Genomic DNA, 13,070 nt, shown 5'->3' with positions numbered 1-13,070 from the left:
GCCTATCTTGTTTTCGGGAGGGATCATGCATTGAAAATCACGAAGAATTTTATTCGCGCAAGTGATCGAGTGGAAATTTACTACGAAATTTACGAACCGGAAAATCCGGTTGCCCATGTGCACATCATTCATGGCATGGCGGAACATGTCGGTCGCTATGAAGAGTTTGCAAGTTTTCTGGCGCAGCATGGTTTTGTTGTATCGGGCCACGACCAACGGGGGCACGGCCGGACGGCAAAACGGAACGGAACACAGGGGTTTTTTGGTGAATTTGATGGCTTTAACCGCGTTGTAGAAGATGTTGATGAGGTATTAAAAGGTGTACAATCACAAATCGGGCAATTGCCATTGATCCTCTTCGGCCATAGCATGGGCTCTTTCGTCGCAAGACGCTATATTCAATTGCACAGCGATAAAATAAGCAAAGCTATTATTTCCGGAACCGGGGGAGATCCAGGGATAGCAGGGAAAGCGGGACTCGCTTTCGCTTTAGCTGCCGCAAGATTTTCCGGCAAAGAAGCCGTCAATCCTATGCTCGGCAAATTGACTTTCGGCAGTTTCATCAAGCCGTTCAAAGACGAAGGGTCGTTATTTGCCTGGCTCAGCCGGGATAAAGAAGCAGTCGAAAAATACGAAAAGGATCCGATGAGCGGACAGCCCTCGACCAATCAGTTCTATGTGGATTTGTTCCACGGGCTGAGCTTAATCCATAAAAAAGTGGAAGTCGCTAAAATTCGGAAAGACTTACCGGTGCTCCTGATCAGTGGGGCAGAAGATCCTGTAGGAGACAACGGGAAAGGGCTGTTTTCAACCGCCAAGCAATATCAGGAAGCTGGGCTGACGAATGTCCAATTGTATCTGGCAGAAGGCGGCCGGCATGAATTGCTTCATGAAACCAATAAGCAACAGCATTTTGGCACATTAGTAGAATGGATGAGAAAAGATGATTGATGTAATGGCCATTGTCGGACCGACTGCTTCCGGCAAAACGGCATTAAGTTTAGAAATGGCAAAACGGTATGACGGGGAAATCATCAACGGCGACTCGATGCAAGTTTACCAGGGGTTGTCGATTGGCACCGCTAAAATTGAGGCGCATGAAATGGATGGGGTCGTCCATCATTTACTGGATATCAAAGACCCAAAAGAGCCTTTTTCCGTTGCGGAGTATCAGCAACTAGTTAGAGGGAAGATTGCGGAAATAAAGTTGCGCGGCAAATTCCCCATTATCGTCGGCGGTTCCGGGCTATATGTCCAAGCTGTGCTCTTTGACTACCGCTTTTCAGATCAGCAAGCGGATGAAGAACTTCGCGAGAAACTGGCTGAAGAACTGAAACTACGGGGCCCTCTGGCGATGCACGAAAAATTGCTTGCACTTGACCCGGATGCTGATATCCATCCGAATAACACACGCAGAGTGCTGCGTGCCATTGAAATCAATATGGGCGGGCAGGCGAAGGAAGAACGGACCAAAGCATTGTCTCCCATGTACAACGAACTGATCGTAGGCTTGGATATTCCACGGCCAATCCTATATGAACGGATCAATGGGCGGGTGGATGCCATGCTCCAAAAAGGGCTCTTAGAAGAAGTAAAGGGCTTGTATGACCAGGGGGTTCGTGGGGTCCAATCGGTTCAAGCGATTGGCTACAAAGAAATTTATGCTTATTTTGACGGCCAATTGTCCTTGGATGATGCCATCAGCAAAATCAAGCAAAATTCCCGGAAGTACGCCAAACGGCAGTTTACTTATTTTAAAAACAAGTTGCCGATCTTTTGGATTGATGCCTTAGAAGAAAATGAAAAAAAACTGGCAGAAATTGAAACGATGATGCAGGAAAAAGAAGCGGGACCGTCGAATAGAGCTAATAGCACGGCAAATCACAGAGTAGGGTTTATTCTAAGGGGGATATTCATGAAACCAGTCAATATTCAAGATGTCTATTTAAATCAGCTGCGTAAAAATAATATTTTTGTAACCGTCTTTTTACTAAATGGCTTCCAGTTAAAAGGAACCATTAAATCCTATGATAATTTTACGGTGCTGGTTGAAACGGATGGCAAACAGCAATTGATCTACAAACATGCGATTTCAACATTCTCGCCTGCTAAGGCTGTGAACATTGAACATCAGGAATAAGTGATCAACCAGCCGGGGGCAACCCAGCTGGTTTTTTCATTTGACAGAAGCAGAAGGTGAGTATACCCTTTTTAAGTAGCTTAATCTTAAACATTTGGCAGGAGGAAATAAATCGTGAAATCCATTACAACAGATGAATTGCAAGAACTCGTCGAAAAAGGGGAAGAAATTTACCTGATAGATGTGCGTGAAGACGAAGAAGTAGCTTATGGCATGGTCCCTGGAGCAAAGCATATTCCACTCGGGCAGCTACCGGAACGTTTAGATGAAATCGGGGCAGGTGCAGATGTCCATGTGATCTGCAAAGCTGGCGGCAGAAGCGCAATGGCTTGCGACTTTTTGGAGTCGAATGGCATTGAAACAATTAATATCGAAGGCGGCATGATGAACTGGAACGGGGAAGTCATCGCTTAATAAAAAACAAGCCATGCAGCTTTTTGCCGCATGGCTTGTTTTTTTAAGGCAGCTGGATTTTTCTTGATGGCAGCCGCCAGTTGTACGTATAAGATAGAATGCGCAAAACGGTGATCACTAGGAACAGGCCGTATAAGACGAAGTCCGAGCGGATCATATCAATGCTGATCAAGATGCCTGCGATGGCAGCCCATAAAGCATAGATTTCCGCTTTTAAGACAAGCGGCTTTCGGCCCGCCAGTAAATCACGGATCATTCCGCCGCCGGAACCCGTTAAAATTGCGGCGACCATGACAGCGATAATGGGCATATTCAAATCGACTGCATATAATGCACCTTGTACAGCAAATGCGGACAAGCCGATCGCATCGAAGAAATTGCCCCATCGGCTCCATGGCCCGAGTAATTTATGCGGGAAAAGAAAAACGATGGTGATGGAAATGGCGGCTAACTGAAACATCATTTCCTGTTCCCATAAGGCTGAAACAGGAACGCCGATCAGTAAATTGCGGATAGCTCCGCCGCCGAAAGCGGTAACGACTCCGAGAAGGTAAACGCCAAAAATATCATATTCTTCTTCCATTGCGATAATTGCGCCGGAAATGGCAAACGCGATTGTCCCGATTGCACTTAAAACTTCCCAAGCCATTGCACTGATCCTCCCTGAAAAACTAACTCTATGAATTGTATCAGAGTTTGACGCAATTTCAAGTTTCGCGCAATAATGGAAATGGCATTAAAAATGAATGGAGATTAACATGCAGACAACAATCAGAACAATCGAAGAAACAATCCAAAAAGAATTGCGGCGTGCAGACGACATCGCCTTCCTGAATCAGAAGAAAGTATTGGATGCTTTCCATCGTCAAAAAGTGAGCGACCATCATTTCAACCCTTCTACAGGGTATGGCTACGATGATGAAGGACGGGACACTTTAGAAAAAGTCTATGCGGATGTCTTCAAAGCGCAAGCAGCTTTGGTCCGCCCACAAATCATTTCCGGAACCCACGCAATTACCATTGCGCTTTTTGGCGTGCTGCGACCGGGGGATGAATTGATGTACATCACAGGAAAGCCTTATGACACTTTAGACGCCATCGTCTCGGGAGGCGAAAAGGATACGGGCTCCCTTAAGGATTTTGGCATTGGCTATCAGCATATCGATTTAACGAGGAGCAATCAGATCGACTGGGCCAATGTTGAAAGCGCTGTTTCAGAAAAAACAAAAGTGGTTGCAATCCAGCGATCACGCGGCTACGATACACGGCCCTCTTTTACCGTCGGTGAAATTGAAGAGATGGTCCGGCGTGTCAAAGTAATAAAGGAAGATGCCATCATTTTTGTGGACAATTGCTACGGAGAGTTTGTGGAAGAGGCGGGAACCGATCGAGGCTGGTGCAGATTTGATTGCCGGCTCTTTAATCAAAAATCCGGGAGGCGGTTTGGCGAAAATCGGCGGCTATATTGCCGGAAAAGCAGATTTAGTCGAAAAATGCGGTTACCGGATGACTTCTCCGGGTATAGGAGGAGAGGCAGGAGCTTCGTTGAACGCGTTGCCTGATATGTATCAAGGCTTTTTTATGGCTCCGCACATTGTCTCGCAAGCCTTAAAAGGGGCGATCTTCACGTCGGCTCTTTTGGAATCGGTAGGGATGGAAACGACGCCGCATTATTCTGCGCCGCGGACTGACCTTATCCAATCCGTTTCTTTTAAAACGGCAGAGCAGATGATCGCCTTTTGCCAAACGATCCAAAACAGTTCGCCGGTAAATGCACAGTTCAAACCGGAACCGGCCTATATGCCGGGATATGAAGATGATGTCATCATGGCAGCTGGGACATTTGTCCAAGGCTCCAGCATCGAACTCACAGCAGACGGCCCGATTCGGCCGCCCTACACCGCCTTTGTGCAAGGCGGATTAACTTATGAACATGTGAAAATTGCGGTATTGAATTCAATCGCAGCTTTAGAAGAATCCGGTCTTTTATAAGTGTTCCTGCACTTGAAAGAGTGCAGGAATATTTTTGTGTTAGAAAACATAACATGAGTTTGACAATTTATCTAACATGTTTTATACTGAAAGAGTAGTAAAACTGAAAAGGGTGAAAATAATGACGAATCGGGTTCGTCGAACGATGCCGCTTCTGCCCATCAGCATTGTGATGCAGCTGACAGAATTGACTGCGCGCCAGATCCGCTATTACGAAGAGCATGGATTGATCAGCCCTGCCCGCACGGAAGGCAATAAGCGCATGTTCTCATTGAACGATGTCGATACATTGCTTGAAATCAAGGATTATTTGGACCAAGGGTTGAACATGGCGGGAATCAAGAAGATCTATGCGATGAAATCCGTACCGGTAAATGTTACAGCTGAACCAAAAACGTTGACCGATACGGAACTTCGACGGATTTTGCGGGAGGAACTTCAACAACAGGCAAGGCCGCTTAGCCAAAGTGGTTTTAGGCATGGTGAATTATCCCGTTTCTTTCCAAACTGAGACGGGCTTACATACTATTAATAGGAGAGTGGAGAATTCATGGGTAAATATTCAAAAGAAGACATTCAACGACTAGTTAAAGAGGAAGACGTCAATTTTATCCGCTTGCAATTCACCGATATTCTAGGTGTTATCAAAAACGTAGAGATCCCTACATCGCAGCTGGACAAAGCACTCGACAACAAAATGATGTTCGATGGATCTTCTATCGATGGATTCGTACGGATCGAAGAGTCGGATATGTATTTGTTCCCGGACCTTGATACATGGGTGGTATTCCCGTGGATTACAGGCAAAGGAAAAGTTGCGCGCTTGATCTGTGACATCTACAGTGCCGATGGGACGCCTTTTGCGGGCGATCCGCGTACAAACTTAAAACGTGTGTTAAAAGAAATGGAAGAACTCGGTTTCACTCACTTTAATTTAGGGCCAGAGCCGGAATTCTTCTTGTTTAAACTTGATGAGCGCGGTGAGCCTTCACTGGAGTTAAATGATAACGGTGGTTATTTTGACTTAGCACCGATGGACCTTGGTGAAAACTGCCGCCGCGACATCGTATTGGAACTGGAAGAAATGGGCTTTGAAATTGAAGCTTCCCACCATGAAGTGGCGCCAGGCCAACATGAAATCGACTTTAAATATGCAGATGCCATTAAAGCCTGCGACGATATCCAAACTTTTAAATTAGTCGTTAAAACGATTGCCCGTAAACACGGTCTTCATGCTACTTTCATGCCTAAGCCGTTATTCGGGGTCAGTGGTTCTGGAATGCACATGAACGTCTCGTTGTTCAATAACAATAAGAACATGTTCTTGGATGAAGACGGGGAATTGAAATTAAGTGAAACAGCTTATCAATTTATCGCTGGTATTATGGAACATGCAGAAGGCTTTACAGCTGTCACAAATCCAACAGTCAATTCTTATAAACGATTAGTTCCTGGATATGAAGCACCGTGCTACATAGCCTGGTCTGGCCAGAACCGCAGCCCTTTAATCCGGATTCCGGCATCACGAGGCATGTCAACTCGTGTTGAAGTGCGCTCGGTTGATCCTGCCGCTAATCCGTATTTAGCAATGGCGGTATTGCTTGGAGCTGGGTTAGACGGCATTCGCCGCAAGCTGAAACCGGCAAAACCAGTAGACCGTAATATTTATGCAATGAACAAAAAAGAGCGTGAAGCTGTAGGCATTAAAGACTTGCCTTCAACTCTCTATGCAGCGTTGCAAGAACTGCAGAATGATGATGTAATGAAAAAAGCGTTAGGAGATCATATTTTAAACAACTTCGTCGAAGCGAAAGAAATTGAATGGGATATGTTCAGAACGGCTGTGCATCCATGGGAGCGCGAGCAATACCTGAAAATGTATTAATAGAATCTGCTGCAAGGGCTTAACCGCTCTTGCAGCTTTTTTAATTTCGCAAATAGGCAGGAATAAATTAAGATAACAGAGAACCCCTTCAAGAAGGAGGTGAGCCGATGGCGAAATTCGTGATTCAATACTTCTTAGAAAAGGGGCTGGCTGTCGAAAGGACAGTGGAAGCTGCTAGCCGTGATGAAGTAGCTGACATGGCGCTTTCAGAAAAAATCGTCCGTTTTGAGGATAATTTTGGGGAAGTAAATCTTTTTAACAAAGAAGATGTGAAATTAGTAAAAATAAAAAATTATACTGAACCCGTCACTACTTCACGAAGGGGTGGATAAAAAGCGGGGATAAGGATTAAAGACTTTGGAATCAGGGTATAAATAAAATAGGCTTACCAAATTTAATAACCCGTACTGAATTTTCTTTTTGAAAGTACAAGGAGGATTTTGTGGGGGTGATTAAATGAAAAAAATCCAAGGGATCGAAAATCTTTTAACGTACTTGGATTCAAAGGAATGCCCAATGACTGAAGAGCAAATCCGAAATTTAATAACCCAGCGGACTATACCGCATAGCCAGCCTTTTGGCGACATGTTGATTTTTGATAAAGGCCATATCGACTGGTGGGTAACTGAACAGAGGAAACAACTCGGCAATGTTAACGAATAGGCTACAATACCCCACTTCCAGGACTTCTACTAAGTTCCCGGCAGTGGGGTATTGAGTTTTTCAGTAACTTTTTAAAAGGAAGTACGTCTTATTAAGCAGTAGAGAATTAATGGAGGAATGGCGTATGCGCTTTTTAAAGTATTTTATTATTTTTGTAATCATCCTAGGTGTTGCCGGAATCGGAGTCTATTATATCGGCACTAATATTGCTTCTGAAAAAATTGTAGAAGAAGCAGCTTTGGAACTCGAAGACAGCGGGAAAATGGATGAAATCAAGTCGTATGTAGAAAAAGATCCACAATTAGCCGGCTACCTTGAAGAAGCGAGAGCAGCTGAAGATAAAAACTTGCCGATTAAAACGAAAGGCGAAGCGACTCGTGTATTGATTCAAAAAGTGGGCATCAATGAATTGAAGACGATGCAGTCGGAAGTGCAAAAAGGAACGATGACCCAGCAGGAAGCTATCCAAAAGCTGGAAACCCAATTGAGCGAAGAAGAAATGCTTGCACTGAAAGTTCTCGCATATAAGGAATTGTATAAACAACAATAAGCAGAAGGCTATGGTAAACTGTAAACAGAGTGCAAATAACACAGTTAAGGAGGCCTTTATGAAAACATTCCAAATTGAATTTTACTTTGATCAAGGCAATACAATTGTGCAAAATGTAAAAGGCGCCGATCGAGAAGCGGCATTAAACAAAATCCCCTCTAACGGTACTTATGAAATGATTGATGAGTTAACCGGCAAACTTTATCGAATCACGATTAATCTTGTTAAATATATAGTCGTCACTGAAATTTAGCGTTAAGGCATCCTCTACATAAAGGGTGCCTTTTCTATGCGGAAATTACTCGAGGGAGCGGATGGAATGATTTACAAAGGACCGAGTGCGTACAATGAAGAAGATTTTTTAGCCAATTATCTAAGGCGGCGAAAACGGGTGGAAAGCCCGAATAATGCGATTGAAAAACCGATACTGATGGAACTGATCCAAACAGCGAGCGGGCAGGATGTATTAGATTTAGGGTGCGGAGATGCAGTATACGGACTGGAATTGCTTGATATAGGGGCGAAAAGCTATACAGGAGTTGAAGGGGCGGCGCAGATGGCTGAACTTGCGAAAAGCACAACAGCAGGTACAGGCATTCAAATTATCAACGAATCGCTCGAAGCATATCAATTTGGCAGCGAAAAATATGATTTAGTGACGTCCCGTTTTGTCATCCATTATCTTCAGGACATTGAAGGGTTATTTGCAAAAGTCTACGCAGCATTAAAAGAAAAGGGGCGCTTCATTTTCAGTGTTCAGCATCCGCTGACCACGTCCTCTTTTAAAAGCAAAGAACAAAGCGGCAGAAGAGAAGACTGGATTGTGGATGATTATTTTATTGAAGGTGAACGGAATGAGCCATGGATTGATAAGACGGTGAGAAAATACCATTGGACAACTGAATATTACATAACGGCTTTGCTTGCTGCTGGATTTCAGCTAAAAGCATTGAGAGAAGGGAAGCCTAAACGAAGCCGCTTTGCGACAGAAGAGGAATACATCAGAAGGACTCGCGTGCCGATCATGCTGATCTTTTCGTGTGAAAAGTGAAATTGGTGAAAAATAAAAAGAGCTGAGAAATTCTCAGCTCTTTTATTAATGAAGTTGGCGGTATACGCCGACCACTTTTCCTAAGATCGAAACTTGTTCGACAATAATGGGATCCATCGATGAGTTTTCAGGCTGTAAGCGGAAAAAGCCTTCTTCTCGGAAAAAACGTTTGACAGTTGCTTCGTCTTCGGCAGTCATCGCAACGACGATGTCACCATTATTAGCGGTTTGCTGTTGTCTAACGACCACATAGTCCCCGTTAAGGATGCCTGCTTCGATCATACTTTCACCCATAATCTCCAGCATGAAAATGTGGTCATCTTCTGTGCCGTAGGATTGGGGAAGAGGGAAGTACTCCTCTACATTCTCTATCGCTGTAATCGGCAATCCTGCTGTAACTTTACCAATTAACGGGACATGAAGAACAGGGCTTTTGTCGATCAGTGCTTCTTCTGTGCTGATAATTTCGATCGCTCTCGGTTTTGTTGGATCTCGGCGAATCAAGCCTTTGCTTTCCAAGCGAGCTAAGTGCCCGTGTACAGTCGAACTTGATGCCAAACCAACTGCTTCTCCGATTTCCCGAACGGAAGGCGGATAGCCTTTAGCCCGTACCTCGTCTTTTATAAATGTCAAAATATCTTCCTGCCGTTTTGATACTTTTTTCAACAGTTTCACCTCTTTTTAGTTGTTCAGTATGTTTTCTACCATAAGTATACCAACTTGGGATATGAAATGCAAACATAGGTTCGAATTTATTTGTTGACAAAAACACCTGTTCGCATTATTATAAGAACATACATTCCGAACACACATTCCTAGGAGGCGGTTCATATGACATTCATCCAAAAAAATTCTTATCTTACAGCATTTTTCCTATTAGTTCTGCTAGTATCTATTTATACGATTTTTTCATACAATAGCAGTGAAGCGACGACGAGCCAAGTGCAAGTCCAAGAAGGCGATACGCTATGGACGCTGGCTGAATCTTTCAGCGGCGATATTCCACATCATGAATGGATAGAGGACATTATGCAGGAAAATGGATTAGAAACCCCAAAAATTATCGTTGGCCAATCGATTAAGATTCCAAGCGATCAACTTAAATATGCCCCAGACGAAACTGTTAAACTGGCGGGTGATGCAGAATGAAGAAATCTGCGTTGATTTATTGCCGCGTCAGCACCACGAAAGACACTCAAGAAACTTCGCTTGAACGGCAAGAAGAGGAATTGCTCAAATTTGCATTTGAGCAATCCTATATTGTGGAAGAAATCTTTTCAGATCAGCATAGCGGCTATGAAATGGACCGCGAAGGCTTATTAGAGATGCTCAATTGCATAAAGACCGGAAAATTTGAAGCTGTTTTTATCCAAGATGAAACACGCCTAGGGAGAGGGCATGCTCGTATTGCGTTGCTGCATGTGATGAAAAAATATGGCGTCGAAGTTTATACCTTATCTGACAGAGGGCCAATCGCATTAAATGACATGGATGATATGGTTCTGGAGATTCTGGCTATTGTTGAGGAATACCAGCGGAAAATACATAATGCCAAGATTAAGCGCGGAATGAAGCGAGCGGTTGAAAACGGCTATAAACCCGAAAAGAATTTAAAAGGAAAAGGCAATCCGGAAGGACGCGAACGATTGGACCTTCCAATCGAGCAAATTGTCAGCTTGAAAGAAAATGGATTAACTTTCCATGAAATTGCTGTGACATTGCAGGGGTTCGGCTATCAAGCAAGCAAAGCGACCGTACACCGGCGCTATAAAGAATTTGAAAACTTGAAACAAGGCTAATCTATTGCAGAAACCGCCCTTCTTTTGTACGATATATTAGAAGAAAGGCGGGATTTTATGTTACCACCGGATAAATTGAATCGCATAAATGAACTTTCACGCAAGTCGAAGACAGCTGGATTGTCTATCGAAGAAGCAAAAGAACAATCGCTGCTTCGCCAAGAGTATTTACAGACATTCCGCAAAACGATGCGCGGCACAATTGAAAATGTAAAAGTCATCGACCCGAACGGCAATGACGTAACACCCGAAAAGGTCAAAAATATTCGAGAGAATAAGTATTTGAATTAATACTTATTCTCTTTTTAATTGTCTAGACACCAGTGCCCAGTTCTTCAAGCCGCGATTTGTCTTTTCGACACTGGCACAAAGTGCTATTTCCGTTAAGACTTCTAGCGCTTGGCGGGTCTAAAGCGGGCACTTGCGCTTTTCTAGTTGTATTCTTTTCTATTGTTGACTACACTAGAAAAGGATCTATATTTTTTTGTATAAGAGAGGATGTTTTCATGTCAAACCATGCAGATCAACTTGCAGTAACCACAATACGAACTCTTTCTATTGATGCTATCGAAAAAGCAAACTCTGGCCATCCAGGATTGCCGATGGGCGCAGCTCCTATGGCTTACTCATTATGGACTAAACATATGAACCATAATCCTAAAAACCCGACTTGGTTCAATCGTGACCGCTTCGTCTTATCAGCAGGGCACGGTTCTATGCTTCTATATAGCTTGCTTCACTTAAGCGGATATGGCTTGTCATTAGAAGAAATCAAAAACTTCCGCCAGTGGGATTCAAAAACTCCTGGACATCCGGAATACGGCCATACGGTCGGCGTAGAAGCGACAACTGGCCCGCTTGGACAAGGCATCGGCATGGCAGTCGGTATGGCTATGGCTGAGCGCCACTTAGCTGCTACTTACAACAAAGAAAACTTGGACATTGTTGACCATCACACATTCGCTCTTTGCGGAGACGGAGATTTGATGGAAGGAGTTGCCGGTGAAGCAATTTCACTTGCTGGCCACTTGAAACTGAACAAATTGGTTGTTCTTTATGACAGCAATGACATTTCACTTGATGGCGACTTGGCAATGAGTTTCTCTGAGGATATCAAGAAACGCTTTGAATCATACGGCTGGAATTATTTGCGCGTAGATGACGGCAACGAACTTGATGACCTATCAGCTAAAATTGCAGAAGCAAAAGAATCGTCAGACAAACCGACTATCATTGAAGTAAAAACGGTCATTGGCTATGGTGCCCCTAATAAATCTGGTAAAGCCGATGCGCATGGTTCGCCGCTCGGAGAAGACGAAATGAAACTGGCGAAAGAATACTACAAGTGGACATTCGACCAAGATTTCCACGTGCCAGAAGAAGTTTACGAAACGTTCAAACAAGCTACTGAAGAATTAGGCGGCAAAGCCGAGAAGGCTTGGAACGAATTATATGCAACATACGAATCTCAGTATCCGGAACTTGCAGAGCAATTGCAAAAAGCAATCGCAGGTGAACTTCCAGAAAACTTTGATGCTGAATTCCCGACATATGAAGTGGGCAAAAAGCAGGCGACTCGCGCTTCTTCAGGCGATATGGTCAATGCCATTGCAAAAGCTGTTCCTTCGTTCTTCGGAGGAAGTGCGGATCTAGCGGGATCCAACAAAACGAATATCAAAGGCGGCGGAGATTTCGATGCTGAAAACCCAGCTGGACGCAATATTTGGTTTGGTGTTCGTGAGTTCGCAATGGGCGCAGCGTTAAACGGTATGGCGCTTCATGGCGGCTTACATGTGTTCGGTGGTACGTTCTTCGTATTCAGCGATTATGTTCGCCCGGCAATCCGTTTAGCTGCATTGATGGGCCTACCGGTAACATTCGTCTTCACTCATGACAGCGTAGCTGTTGGAGAAGACGGACCTACGCACGAACCAGTTGAACATTTAGCTTCTCTGCGTGCAATGCCGAACTTAAGCGTTGTCCGTCCGGCTGATGCAAATGAAACGAAAGCTGCATGGCGTCTAGCGTTGACGGCAAAAACAGCACCGACTCTATTAGTGCTTTCACGCCAGGACTTGCCGGTACTTGAGAAGAGCGGCGAAATGGCTGAATCCGGAGTTGAAAAAGGGGCTTATGTCGTTTCACCAGCAGAAAACCCGCAAGCTTTATTATTGGCGACCGGTTCTGAAGTCAGCTTAGCTGTAGACGCACAGAAGCAATTAGCGGAAGAAGGCATTTCAGTTTCTGTTGTTTCCATGCCGTCTTGGGACCGTTTCGAAAAACAGGATAAAGAATACAAGCAATCCGTTATTCCGAAAACGGTTAAGAAACGTTTGGCGATCGAAATGGGAACTTCATTCGGCTGGGAAAGATACACAGGCGATGAAGGCGATATCTTAGCAATCGACCATTTTGGTGCAAGTGCTCCAGGAGAACGCATCATGAAGGAATTCGGCTTTACTCCTGAAAATGTTGCGGCCGCGTTAAACAATTGATCGAAGAATAAGTGCCAAAGAGGAGGGAGTTGCATCCCTTCTCTTTTTTATCTATTTCTGTGTATAGTCACCACTCCGGAT

Annotated in this window: 16 protein-coding genes and 2 pseudogenes; 16 read left to right on the top strand and 2 right to left on the bottom strand. The window is 44.2% G+C overall.

Annotated features, from left to right (window positions below; all coding sequences use genetic code 11):
- The first annotated feature begins 30 nt into the window (after nucleotides 1-30).
- The 4 genes and pseudogenes from L0M13_RS10890 to L0M13_RS10875 all read left to right on the top strand — a co-directional run bounded on the left by L0M13_RS10890 (nucleotide 31) and on the right by L0M13_RS10875 (nucleotide 2,554).
- Nucleotides 31-951, top strand: a complete 921-nt coding sequence (locus L0M13_RS10890) for an alpha/beta hydrolase (RefSeq protein WP_235196543.1) — start codon at nucleotides 31-33, stop codon at nucleotides 949-951.
- Nucleotides 944-1,837 (top strand): annotated as a pseudogene (gene miaA, locus L0M13_RS10885) (tRNA (adenosine(37)-N6)-dimethylallyltransferase MiaA); the annotation flags it as partial. The gene L0M13_RS10890 and the pseudogene miaA, both read left to right, overlap by 8 nt.
- Entirely contained in the window at nucleotides 1,829-2,140 is a 312-nt protein-coding gene (gene hfq, locus L0M13_RS10880) for an RNA chaperone Hfq (RefSeq protein WP_311195667.1), read from the top strand. The pseudogene miaA and the gene hfq, both read left to right, overlap by 9 nt.
- 114 nt (nucleotides 2,141-2,254) lie before the next feature.
- Nucleotides 2,255-2,554: a rhodanese-like domain-containing protein gene (locus L0M13_RS10875; RefSeq protein ID WP_235196542.1), complete on the top strand. Its 300-nt coding sequence runs from the start codon at nucleotides 2,255-2,257 to the stop codon at nucleotides 2,552-2,554.
- Nucleotides 2,555-2,597: 43 nt separating this feature from the next.
- Here the strand turns inward: L0M13_RS10875 and L0M13_RS10870 are convergent, their stop codons facing one another.
- Nucleotides 2,598-3,203: a trimeric intracellular cation channel family protein gene (locus tag L0M13_RS10870; RefSeq protein WP_235196541.1), complete on the bottom strand. Its 606-nt coding sequence runs from the start codon at nucleotides 3,201-3,203 to the stop codon at nucleotides 2,598-2,600.
- A 109-nt stretch (nucleotides 3,204-3,312) separates the two neighbouring features.
- Between L0M13_RS10870 and L0M13_RS10865 the strand changes: the two are divergent.
- From L0M13_RS10865 to L0M13_RS10830, 8 genes and pseudogenes are all read left to right on the top strand, one after another.
- A pseudogene (locus L0M13_RS10865) lies at nucleotides 3,313-4,546 on the top strand (aminotransferase class I/II-fold pyridoxal phosphate-dependent enzyme).
- Between the two features lie 121 nt (nucleotides 4,547-4,667).
- Nucleotides 4,668-5,057: a MerR family transcriptional regulator gene (locus tag L0M13_RS10860; RefSeq protein ID WP_235196540.1), complete on the top strand. Its 390-nt coding sequence runs from the start codon at nucleotides 4,668-4,670 to the stop codon at nucleotides 5,055-5,057.
- Nucleotides 5,058-5,096: 39 nt separating this feature from the next.
- Nucleotides 5,097-6,431, top strand: a complete 1,335-nt coding sequence (glnA, locus tag L0M13_RS10855; RefSeq protein WP_235196539.1) for a type I glutamate--ammonia ligase — start codon at nucleotides 5,097-5,099, stop codon at nucleotides 6,429-6,431.
- Between the two features lie 107 nt (nucleotides 6,432-6,538).
- Entirely contained in the window at nucleotides 6,539-6,763 is a 225-nt protein-coding gene (locus L0M13_RS10850; RefSeq protein ID WP_235196538.1) for a hypothetical protein, read from the top strand.
- Between the two features lie 124 nt (nucleotides 6,764-6,887).
- The gene (locus L0M13_RS10845) at nucleotides 6,888-7,094 is read left to right on the top strand and encodes a hypothetical protein (protein WP_235196537.1); all 207 of its coding nucleotides are present in this window, start codon (nucleotides 6,888-6,890) and stop codon (nucleotides 7,092-7,094) included.
- A gap of 124 nt (nucleotides 7,095-7,218) precedes the next feature.
- On the top strand, nucleotides 7,219-7,644 hold the full coding sequence (locus tag L0M13_RS10840) for a hypothetical protein (protein WP_235196536.1): 426 nt from the start codon (nucleotides 7,219-7,221) through the stop codon (nucleotides 7,642-7,644).
- 58 nt (nucleotides 7,645-7,702) lie between these two features.
- A complete protein-coding gene (locus L0M13_RS10835; protein WP_235196535.1) occupies nucleotides 7,703-7,897 on the top strand; it encodes a hypothetical protein in 195 nt (64 codons plus the stop codon).
- 66 nt (nucleotides 7,898-7,963) lie between these two features.
- Nucleotides 7,964-8,695, top strand: a complete 732-nt coding sequence (locus L0M13_RS10830) for a class I SAM-dependent methyltransferase (RefSeq protein ID WP_235196533.1) — start codon at nucleotides 7,964-7,966, stop codon at nucleotides 8,693-8,695.
- A gap of 45 nt (nucleotides 8,696-8,740) precedes the next feature.
- Here the strand turns inward: L0M13_RS10830 and lexA are convergent, their stop codons facing one another.
- A complete protein-coding gene (gene lexA, locus L0M13_RS10825) occupies nucleotides 8,741-9,361 on the bottom strand; it encodes a transcriptional repressor LexA (protein WP_235196532.1) in 621 nt (206 codons plus the stop codon).
- Nucleotides 9,362-9,526: 165 nt separating this feature from the next.
- Here lexA and L0M13_RS10820 point away from each other — a divergent pair, with 165 nt between their 5' ends.
- From L0M13_RS10820 to tkt, 4 genes are all read left to right on the top strand, one after another.
- Nucleotides 9,527-9,844, top strand: a complete 318-nt coding sequence (locus tag L0M13_RS10820) for a cell division suppressor protein YneA (protein WP_235196531.1) — start codon at nucleotides 9,527-9,529, stop codon at nucleotides 9,842-9,844.
- On the top strand, nucleotides 9,841-10,494 hold the full coding sequence (locus L0M13_RS10815) for a YneB family resolvase-like protein (RefSeq protein WP_235196530.1): 654 nt from the start codon (nucleotides 9,841-9,843) through the stop codon (nucleotides 10,492-10,494). The genes L0M13_RS10820 and L0M13_RS10815 overlap by 4 nt, the downstream gene beginning before the upstream one ends.
- 57 nt (nucleotides 10,495-10,551) lie before the next feature.
- On the top strand, nucleotides 10,552-10,785 hold the full coding sequence (locus L0M13_RS10810; protein WP_235196529.1) for a DUF896 domain-containing protein: 234 nt from the start codon (nucleotides 10,552-10,554) through the stop codon (nucleotides 10,783-10,785).
- Between the two features lie 215 nt (nucleotides 10,786-11,000).
- Nucleotides 11,001-12,989, top strand: a complete 1,989-nt coding sequence (tkt, locus tag L0M13_RS10805) for a transketolase (protein ID WP_235196528.1) — start codon at nucleotides 11,001-11,003, stop codon at nucleotides 12,987-12,989.
- The last annotated feature ends 81 nt before the right edge of the window (nucleotides 12,990-13,070 follow it).

The organism is Planococcus sp. 107-1, from assembly GCF_021513255.1.
GTDB lineage: Bacteria > Bacillota > Bacilli > Bacillales_A > Planococcaceae > Planococcus.
The sequence above is the reverse complement of the archived record's forward strand: the minus strand, read 5'-3'. Positions and strand labels throughout refer to the sequence as shown.

Excerpts from the sequence above, each read along its gene's own strand:
- L0M13_RS10840 (WP_235196536.1), top strand. The coding sequence starts at position 7,219 with ATGCGCTTTTTAAAGTATTTTATTATTTTTGTAATCATCCTAGGTGTT.
- L0M13_RS10835 (WP_235196535.1), top strand. The coding sequence starts at position 7,703 with ATGAAAACATTCCAAATTGAATTTTACTTTGATCAAGGCAATACAATT.
- glnA (WP_235196539.1), top strand. The coding sequence starts at position 5,097 with ATGGGTAAATATTCAAAAGAAGACATTCAACGACTAGTTAAAGAGGAA.
- L0M13_RS10870 (WP_235196541.1), bottom strand. The coding sequence starts at position 3,203 with ATGGCTTGGGAAGTTTTAAGTGCAATCGGGACAATCGCGTTTGCCATT.
- tkt (WP_235196528.1), top strand. The coding sequence starts at position 11,001 with ATGTCAAACCATGCAGATCAACTTGCAGTAACCACAATACGAACTCTT.
- L0M13_RS10810 (WP_235196529.1), top strand. The coding sequence starts at position 10,552 with ATGTTACCACCGGATAAATTGAATCGCATAAATGAACTTTCACGCAAG.
- hfq (WP_311195667.1), top strand. The coding sequence starts at position 1,829 with ATGATGCAGGAAAAAGAAGCGGGACCGTCGAATAGAGCTAATAGCACG.
- L0M13_RS10830 (WP_235196533.1), top strand. The coding sequence starts at position 7,964 with ATGATTTACAAAGGACCGAGTGCGTACAATGAAGAAGATTTTTTAGCC.
- L0M13_RS10815 (WP_235196530.1), top strand. The coding sequence starts at position 9,841 with ATGAAGAAATCTGCGTTGATTTATTGCCGCGTCAGCACCACGAAAGAC.
- L0M13_RS10860 (WP_235196540.1), top strand. The coding sequence starts at position 4,668 with ATGACGAATCGGGTTCGTCGAACGATGCCGCTTCTGCCCATCAGCATT.
- L0M13_RS10850 (WP_235196538.1), top strand. The coding sequence starts at position 6,539 with ATGGCGAAATTCGTGATTCAATACTTCTTAGAAAAGGGGCTGGCTGTC.
- L0M13_RS10845 (WP_235196537.1), top strand. The coding sequence starts at position 6,888 with ATGAAAAAAATCCAAGGGATCGAAAATCTTTTAACGTACTTGGATTCA.
- L0M13_RS10820 (WP_235196531.1), top strand. The coding sequence starts at position 9,527 with ATGACATTCATCCAAAAAAATTCTTATCTTACAGCATTTTTCCTATTA.